Source organism: Collimonas fungivorans, assembly GCF_028292705.1.
GTDB lineage: Bacteria > Pseudomonadota > Gammaproteobacteria > Burkholderiales > Burkholderiaceae_D > Collimonas > Collimonas fungivorans_B.
The window spans coordinates 1-8863 of the sequence record NZ_JAQGLV010000384.1; the positions used below are offsets into that span (position 1 = coordinate 1).

Consider the following 8863-nt stretch of genomic DNA (forward strand, 5'->3'; position numbering starts at 1 on the left):
GTCCTCTGTAATCACCACACTGCCGTCATCCAGCGTCGCCAATCCCACCGGCGCGCCCATGGGATGTTTACCCGCCAGGAAATTCCAGCCCGACACCAGGTCCTTCGGTTCTCCCACCGGCTGATAATTCGAATCCAACGCCAGGCTGACCAGCCTGTGGCCGGCGGCGCGATAGCCGTGATAGCCGATGACCAGGTGTCCGGTTAATGCCGGCATGGTCTTGCCGCTGTAGATCAGCACGCCGAGCGGCGCCACATGCGGCGGCAGTAGACGGCCCGGTGCGGTCTTTCTGCTGCAGTCGAATCCCGGATATTCGGGGCTGGTCCTGAGTTTGTCGAAGCAATAAGGCCAGCCGTAATCGGCGCCGGCAACCAGCCAGCTCAGGGTGTCGTGCGGCAGCTCCGCGTCAGACAGCTTGGCGTCGGCGACGGTGATGTTGTCGCGCGAATTGGTGGCGGCGATCAGTGCGCCGTTCGGGCTGAGCGCGAGCGCCATGCTGTTGCGCAAGCCGCGCGCATGGACCGGTATGGTGCGGGCGTCGAGCGCGGCGCCGTTCGCCGGCAGTTTGGCGTGCAGCACGCTGGCGCGCGGCGGCGTCTCGCCGATCTCAGGACAAGGAGAAACCGCTTTGCCGGGCTGGTCCGGCTTGATCTCGCAATTGTCGGTAGCCGAGCCGACATTAATGTATAACGAGCCGTCGGCGCCCAGCACCATCGCTGTCAGCGGATGGCGGCCGGTGCCAGGCAGGTTGGTCACGACATCCTGCATGCTGGCGGCGATATCCTTGGCCGCGGGATCGATGCGCACGATACGGCCCTGCATGCTGACCAGCAGCCGCTTGTCCGGCGTCACGACAATCGCGTTGGGCATGTTGAGCTTGCTCAGCAATACTTCCGGCTTGCCGCCCTGCTTCAGGTTCAGGCGCAGCAGGCGGCCGCGGTTGCTGGCCCAGCCGCCCATGTCGAGCACATAGATATCCTGGCCGATGGCGGCCACGCCGCGCACGAAACCGAGGTGTTCGGCAACCAGCCCCATGCACATGCCCTTGGCGACCTTGAGGTCCAGCCGCGGCAAGCCGTCGCATGTGCCAGAGGTGAGGTAAGTGCTTTGCGCGGAAGCAGTCCCGCACACGAGCAGGAACATCATGCAAAACATGTTACGCAGCGCTGGTCGCATAAATGCAGCTTTCATAAAAAGGGGGCGTCCTGGAGGAATATGTCGAGATATTGCCACATTCCTCCATCGATCATTGCTTTGCCAGTCTGCGACCAGCATGGCGACTGGCCACAGGCTGGCAAATAATTTTAGTACCCCAGTCCGAATCCCATGCGGAACAACGGATGCGCCGTGTCGCTCGCCACATCGGATTTCTGCGCCAGCACTTCGTCCATGGAAGACGGCAGCTCGAACGGCAGCTTGCCCTGCGGCTTGGCGGCCCCGGTCAGCACGTCGAACAAGGCTTTGTCGCTGACGCCGAAGTTGGCGACGACGGCCTTGGCCTTGTCCACCACATTGGTCAGGACAGCCGGCCGGTCCATGTACACCGAGACGACGGTCGGCACCACGCTGCTGATGCTTTTGATCGCTTCATAGTCGGCCTGGCCGTCCGTCCAGGCCAGGCTGCCCTCATGCTGCATGGCGCCGAACACGTAGTTCGGATGCAAGGTCTGGTACGGCGCGCTGACGCGGACGATCGCCACGTCGGCATCCTGCGGCCGCGCAACTACGGTAAAACCGTACTGCGCCGCGACGTCGGCCGCTACCTGGTACAGGTAAACCTTCTTGCCGGCGCCGGTCTTCAGCGGCAGCACCGCGCCCTGGTTCTGCAGCAGCACCAGCGAACGCCGTTGCGCGTCCAGTGCTTCCGACTGGAACCCAGAGTTGCCGACGACCTGCGTCGCTTTAGCGGTATCCACGTAAGGATTTTCGAAAAGTCCCTGCTTGAATTTCTGCAGCAAGATCCGGTATGCCGACTGGTCCAGCCTGGCGACGCTGACTTTGCCGGCATTCACCAGGTCGACGATATATTGCGGCTCATTGCTGCCGCCGAACTGGTCGACGCCGGCATCGAGGGCCTTGAGGAAGCGGTCGCTCTTTGCCAGGGTCTCGACGCCCCACGGCGTGCCGAAGCCGATGAACGAAGGCGGCACCCCGGCTGCCGTACCGTTCATGCAGGCGTTGTCGCAATCTTCCACCACCGCCCAGTCGGTCAGGATCACGCCGTCGAACGCGAAACGACCGCGCAGCAACTGCGTCAGCATCTGCTTGCTGAAGGCCGCCCCGACCTGCTCCAGCGGACCGGTGACGCCTTGCACCAGCAGCCCGGCGGGCGGCATGGAATAAGTCGGCATCACTGAGCCAGCCTTGGCAGCAAACGCACCGGTAAACGGCAGCAGGTGGTATTCAAAATTATTACCCGGGAAAGTCAGGTGACGGCCATAGTAATTGTGGCCGTCGAAACCGTCGGTTTCGGCGCCGTAGCCGGCCCAGTGCTTGACCACCGCAATCACGCTGTTGCGGCCGATGCCGTCAGCGCCGTTCTGGAAGCCTTCGATGTACGCCTGCACCAGTTTTTTGGTGAGCTGGTTGTCTTCACCGAAAGTGCCATTGATGCGCGACCAGCGCGGTTCGGTCGACACGTCGGCTTGCGGCGACAGCGCTATCTGGATGCCGACTGCCTGGTATTCCTGGCGCGCGATGTCGCCGAAACGGCGCATCAGGTCGGCATCGCCGATGGCTGCCAGCCCGGTGGTTTCCGGCCATTGCGAAAAACCGCTGCTGTCGACGCTGGCGCCGGCCGTGGTCTGGAAATGGTTGCGCGGATCCGAACTGAACGACACCGGAATCCCCAGCCGAGATTTTTCCGCGACGATCTGCGCCTGGTTGGCCTGGTCGGCCAGCGATGCAGCCGGGCCGGCCAGGCGGTTGATGAATGAATTGATGCCCTGCTGCCCTATCATTTGTCCCAGCCCCGCCATGTCCCAGCTCGAGCCGCCGCCGGGCACCGTGCCTGCGCTGGGCGGCGTCGCATGGACCATGGCGCCGGCTTTTTCCACCGGCGTCATGCGCGACAGCAGGTCGCTGGTCCTGGCTTCGGGGGCCAGGCGCCAGTCTTCGTAAGGTTGAAGTTTGCCGTCATGGTTGAGGTCTTTGAAGCTGAGGCCGTCTACCGTGATGAGGTTGCCGGTCATGCTCTTGATATCCGCCTGCTTGCCCTGGTTTCCATTGTCGCCGCCGCAGCCGTATATCGCCACGGTCGCCGCGCTCAAGACGAGTGTAGTCATGGCCGCGTGCTTGCGGCCACTCTTGCTTGTCAGCATGAGTATCTCCATTTCTAGGTTTTTGAATGTATTCCCGACATCTTGCGAATCAGGTAACTACAGTCTCGTACATCATAAAAAAGAAGTCAAACTACATGTTTCAAATAGAATAAATGTAGTTTTAAAACTTGAGCGATGTAGTTTCACAATTTTGGTGCAACGGAATATTTTTTAGACAATATTTATTTCGGTGGAAGAGTTGTGATCGAGGGCATGGCCTGCACGTCGTTCCGGCTAAGACCACATGAGGCAATAGTGGAAAGTGGTATGGCCTCTGCCTGCCCCTCTATTATTCTGGATACGCCATGAACGTTCTCTTTTTATCGACATGAACCTGGCTCGTATTTTATTTCCACAAGGAAACAAATAACTGCCGAGGCATATCGCCGGCAATTCAAAGCTGAAGCGATTTTCAGGCTGGGGCCGCGCAAATTTTGAAGTGGTATGGTGCCGTCGGCAGATTTTTTAAACCACTTGACGCTCATTTTTCACGGCAGCATCCTCAGTCCCAGCTTTGGGAGTGTGCGCAAGCTGGTGGTTGGCTCGCTCCTCTTACATCATCAATTGATCGAGGAGAGAGACATGAGAACAATCGTATCCAATGCCCTGCTGCTGGGCCTGGCAGGCGCCATGCTGGCCGCCTGCAGCGACGGCGGCTCGTCCGACGTTGCGAGCGCAAGCCTGCAGCAGGTTTCGGCCAAGGCCAGCGCCCCGGCTTGCGCCGCCGCCTGGGTTGCCAGCGCCATCTATACCGGCGGCAACAGCGCCAGCTACAGCAACGTCAACTACACCGCCAACTGGTGGACCCAAGGGAATAACCCGTCAACCGAGAGCGGCCCCATCGGCAGCGGCAAACCCTGGACTTCCGCCGGCGCCTGCGGCGACGCAGTACCGCCGGTTACTCCGCCCCCTGTCACGCCACCTCCCGGCGCCACCACCGGAACCATCAATTTTCATCTGCTGCTGGGTGCGGGCTCGGCGCAGGACCAGCTGCTGCTGGACGGCGGCAACTACAACGACCTGATCATGTCGAACATCGTCGCCGGCGTCATGTATGGGCACCTGCTGCAGCAATACTATCCCGGCATGCAGTTCCAGAAAGACTACCTGTACGGTTCGATCCTGGGCCAGCTGCTGCAGGAAAACATTGCCACCGGCTTGTACGTCAGCAGCGGCAACCTGATCGACCCGTCGCCCGACCAGCAGGCGGTGATGGCCACCGGCCAAGGCGGTCCATACCAGATCAATAATTACGCCGCCGACATGGTGTCCGGTTCTTACGCACCGGCCGGCCATTCGCTGATCAACTACGTCGCCATCCAGAAAAACATCGGCTACACCATGGCTAACGCGGCCCAGCAGTACAGCAAGCCGACGCCGCCGTCGTTCAACAACAAGTACTACGGGCCGATGCTGACCGCCTACTTCCATTACAACGACTTTGTCGCCCTGATCGTCACCGGCAAAGGCACCGGCGGCTGGACCACGCCGTGGCAGCCGGATTACGACAATGCGCTGGTCAACTTCACCAAGCTGCCGAACAATTTCCTGGATGTGCTGCTGAACGTCGCCTACAACCAGGGTTTCTACGGCACCCTGATGAGCAGCTACAGCAAGCTGGCGGCGACCGCTACCGCGTCGACCGTAGCCAGCGTCAATGCCTACAGTTCGGTATGGGGTGCGACCGACACCTACAAGCAATATCCGTATCAGGTGCGCTACTACCTCGACCAGCTGTATGACAACCCGATCCCGACCACCAGCGCCACCACCTTCGTCACGCCCGCCAACCACGTCGCCTTCAGTGTCACGGCGCTGGAAACCGTGTTCTCCAATGTCTTCCAGACCCTGGCGTATGTGAACGGCTCGGGGCAATCGGCCTATATTTCGGCGGCGCAGGCGCAAACTGCGTTCAACAGCGCACTGGCCACGGCCGGGGTCGCTGCCGGCGCTACCCTGGACTTGAGCAACGCCGCCAACCGCGCGCAGATCTTCAGTGTCCTGGAAAAGGCGATCGGCAACCTGGAGAGCAACCTGAACACCAAGTTCAACGCTACCACCAGCACCCAGCTGTAATCCTGGGGCGCCATGAGAGACGGGCTGGCAAGCGCCAGCCCGTCTGCACCTGCAAACGAGGAACAACTCAAAGCGGCGGCGGATTCGGCTGCAAGTACTCTTCGCCGGTCAGCTGCATCTGCATGCCCACCGGGCCGCCGACCGCATGCGGCAAGGACGTGAGCAAGGAATTCGCAAAGTCTCCCTTGTATAGCTTGGAGCCCTGGTGGCTCAGGTTTGAGTTGGCGTCGATGTAAATCGATTCGCCCAGTCCGGACCATAACCGGCAAAACCCATAGTCTTCCGACAGGTAGCGGCGGCTGACCGGGTCGACCATGACATCAAAGAAACGGTAGTGCAGCCCCTGGTCGGGAATCCCTGCGGAGTCGGGCACGTAATTCAGCTCGGGATAACTGGCGATCAGCCGTTCGAACACGCTGCGCTTGATCACCATGAACCCGGTCGGCGCTTCTTCCATGCGCATGAAGCCGTCGGCCTGCACCTCCAGCTTGATCTGGTTGCTGTCGCCGGCAGCCTTTGCGTTCACCGTGTACCGTGTGTACCCCGCCTCGAACTGCAGCTGGGTGGTGCCTGCCGGCAGGCCCTGCTGTGGCCAGTTTTCACGCTTGAGCGGATATACGCCGGCGGCGATGTCGTAGCCGGAACGCAGCAAGCGGAATGCGGCTTCAGCGGAAAATCCGATGTCGGCGTCGATCCAGAATAGATGGGTCCATTGCGGGCAGGCGAGAAAGTCGGCGACGCAATTGTTGCGCGCGCGCGTCACCAGGCTTTCCCCTTGGTGCATGACTACCTGCATGGGCATGCCGGCACGTTCGGCGTGAATAGTAAAATTCAATAAGGACATCACGTAGTTCTGGAAATATTTCCCGTCATGGCTAGGCGTCATGATCACCGGGAAAATATTCTTGAGGTCAACCGGTTCAGACATCATCATTTCCCTTGTCGATTCATCATTGTCAAACCAAGGCGCAGGCAACAGCCCGAGGCGCCGCAACTGCCTGCACTATTGTCTATGGCTCGTGCAGGAGACTATTTCATGATTTCCGCAGCTGCTTACCAGGCCGCCACGCAACCATCGGTGCGCGGCTCGGTGCCGCCGCACAGTACGCCGTGGCGGTCGCGCCAGATGATCTGGCCGCGGCCGAAACCGAGCTGGTTGGCCGACCACGAAGCTTCGTGCCCCAGCCCGCGCAAGCCGCGGAACAGGTGCTCGGCGTTGGTGTGCTCGATGCTGACGTTATTGCCGCTTTCCCATTCCCAGCGCGGAGCGTCGAGCGAGGATTGCGGATTGAGCGCGAAATCCACCGTATTCATGACCATCTGCACATGTCCCTGCGGCTGCATGAACGCTCCCATCACGCCGAACGGGCCGACCGCCTTGCCGTCCTTGCTCAGGAACCCGGGAATGATGGTGTGGTAAGGGCGCTTGCCCGGCGCCAGGCAATTCGGATGGGCGGCGTCGAGCGTGAAATTGTTGCCGCGGTTATGCAAGGCGATGCCGGTCCCCGGCACTACCAGCCCGGAGCCGAAGCCCATGTAGTTGCTCTGGATGAAGGACACCATATTGCCTTCGTCGTCGGCGGTGCTCAGGTACACGGTGCCGCCGCGCGCCGGCTGGCCGGGCAGCGGCAACACCGCACGCGGGCCGATCAGCTTGCGCCGTTCGTCGGCATAAGCCTCCGACAGCAAATCTTCCACCGCGACCCGCATGTGGCCGCTGTCGGCGATGTGGGCCAGGCCGTCGGCATAAGCCAGCTTGATGGCTTCTATCTGGCGGTGATAGGTCAGCAAGGTATCGCGTTCGGCAAAGTCGAAGCCTTTCAGGATGTTCAGCGCCAGCAAGGCCACCAGGCCATGGCCGTTAGGCGGGATTTCCCATACCTGGTAGCCGCGGTAATTGCTGCTGATCGGCGCCACCCATTGCGGCTGGTATGCCGCCAGGTCAGCGCTGTCCAGGCAGCCGCCGGCGGCTTGCACGCAAGCAGCGGTCTTTTCCGCCAGGGCGCCGCGATAGAAACTGGCGCCGTTGTCGGCAGCGATCGCGCGCAGCGTATCGGCATGGTCTTGCGCGCGCCAGATTTCACCTGCGCGCGGCGCCCGGCCGTCGACGCTGAAGGTATCGAACCAGGATTGGAAATGGCCATCCTTCAGCTCATCCCGGAACAGTTTGTAGGCCTGTTGCCAGGCAAACGCCACCATCGGCGATACCGGGTAACCGTCCTGCGCCAGCGCGATGGCGCCGGCCATGGAACGCTGCAGCGGCAGCTTGCCGAAGCGCTCGGCCATGCTGGCCCATGCTCCCGGCGCGCCGGGCACGGTGACCGGCAAGCCGCCGTATTTGGGCATGATGCGGTGGCCGGCGGCGTGCAATTTGTCTATCGTGATCGCCTGCGGCGCGGCGCCGCTGGCGTTCAAGCCGTGCAGTTCGTCCTTGTGCCAGATCAGCGCAAAGGCGTCGCCGCCTATGCCGTTGGCGGTCGGCTCGACCACGGTCAGCGCGGCGGCGGCGGCGATTGCCGCGTCGATGGCATTGCCGCCGGCCTGCAGCACCGCCAGCCCGGCTTGCGCCGCCAGCGGCTGCGAAGTGGCGACCATGCCGCGCCTGGCGTAGACCGCGCTGCGGCGGGAAGTGTAAGGATAGTGATTGGGGTCGAAGGTGAACATATGCTCTCTTATCGATAAAGTCTGCAGGCCAATAGCGCCCGCTGCAAGCATATCCCAAGAATAAACGGCATGCCGGTTCCAGGCAGCCGGCAATAAAAAAAGCCGCGGCAGGCGGCTTGTTGCACTGTTTGGCGAACCTGCTCCCGCCGGCTGGCGAGAGCAGGCTTCGCATCGGCTACTTACGAGCAATATCCTTGGCGACTTCTTTGGCGTCGCCCAGCGATTTCTCGATTTTGCCTTCGACCTGCTTCTGCAGGCCCTTGGCTTGCTGTTCTTTGTTGCCTGCCAGTTTGCCCGCTTCTTCCTGGATTTTTCCGGCAATATCCTTGCTGACGCCTTTGACCTGGTCCTTGTTCATGTTTAATTCTCCATCTGGTTGAGAGACCTGCTAGACCTGCCGCGTTTTCCTGGTAGAGAATCCACAGCAGCACGAAAAAATGAAAAAACTGTTGCCGAGCCCGGATCAATGCACAAGCAGATAGATCACGACCAACACTACTGCCGGCACGCCAAGAAGCCAGGCCAATAAATATTTACCCATGACAGCTCTCCTTATGAATTATCTGGGGCAACAGCCGGGATTTCGACGGCATATCTGTCTTGAAAATCGCAAATCCGATATCTATTGCCATGGTCGAATCTTAATAAACCGCCACCCGGTACGCTATCAGCGGATTGCCGATATCCGCGTAGGACACAAGGAAGAGCCGGCGCCGGCGGTTGGGACCCGTCGCTGCCGCAAATATAAATTTTTCTATGTTAGTCAGCGCACAGATAAACGCCCGGCGCCTCGCTACAGTAGT

General features: G+C 60.7%; 7 protein-coding genes. 2 read left to right on the forward strand and 5 right to left on the reverse strand.

Going from position 1 to position 8863, the window contains the following annotated elements:
- Both JWQ61_RS21030 and JWQ61_RS21035 read right to left on the reverse strand, forming a co-directional pair.
- On the reverse strand, nucleotides 1-1146 hold a 1146-nt coding region (locus JWQ61_RS21030), incomplete at its 3' end, for a sorbosone dehydrogenase family protein (protein WP_304362233.1).
- A gap of 158 nt (nucleotides 1147-1304) precedes the next feature.
- Complete coding sequence (locus JWQ61_RS21035) at nucleotides 1305-3284, reverse strand: glycoside hydrolase family 3 N-terminal domain-containing protein (RefSeq protein ID WP_304362234.1); 1980 nt, start codon at nucleotides 3282-3284, stop codon at nucleotides 1305-1307.
- 618 nt (nucleotides 3285-3902) lie between these two features.
- Here JWQ61_RS21035 and JWQ61_RS21040 point away from each other — a divergent pair.
- A complete protein-coding gene (locus tag JWQ61_RS21040) occupies nucleotides 3903-5396 on the forward strand; it encodes a chitin-binding protein (protein ID WP_304362235.1) in 1494 nt (497 codons plus the stop codon).
- Between the two features lie 67 nt (nucleotides 5397-5463).
- On the opposite strand, the gene JWQ61_RS21045 is transcribed toward JWQ61_RS21040, so the two are convergent.
- The 3 genes from JWQ61_RS21045 to JWQ61_RS21055 form a co-directional block, all read right to left on the reverse strand.
- A complete protein-coding gene (locus JWQ61_RS21045) occupies nucleotides 5464-6324 on the reverse strand; it encodes a hypothetical protein (RefSeq protein WP_304362236.1) in 861 nt (286 codons plus the stop codon).
- A 125-nt stretch (nucleotides 6325-6449) separates the two neighbouring features.
- Nucleotides 6450-8060 carry a gamma-glutamyltransferase family protein gene (locus JWQ61_RS21050; RefSeq protein WP_304362237.1) on the reverse strand — a complete coding sequence of 537 codons (1611 nt, stop codon included), beginning with the start codon at nucleotides 8058-8060 and terminating at the stop codon, nucleotides 6450-6452.
- Nucleotides 8061-8235: 175 nt separating this feature from the next.
- Nucleotides 8236-8418, reverse strand: a complete 183-nt coding sequence (locus JWQ61_RS21055) for a CsbD family protein (protein ID WP_304362238.1) — start codon at nucleotides 8416-8418, stop codon at nucleotides 8236-8238.
- A 181-nt stretch (nucleotides 8419-8599) separates the two neighbouring features.
- On the opposite strand from JWQ61_RS21055, the gene JWQ61_RS21060 reads away from it, so the two are divergent.
- A partial coding sequence (locus tag JWQ61_RS21060) for a hypothetical protein (protein ID WP_304362239.1) occupies nucleotides 8600-8863 on the forward strand: 264 nt, incomplete at its 3' end.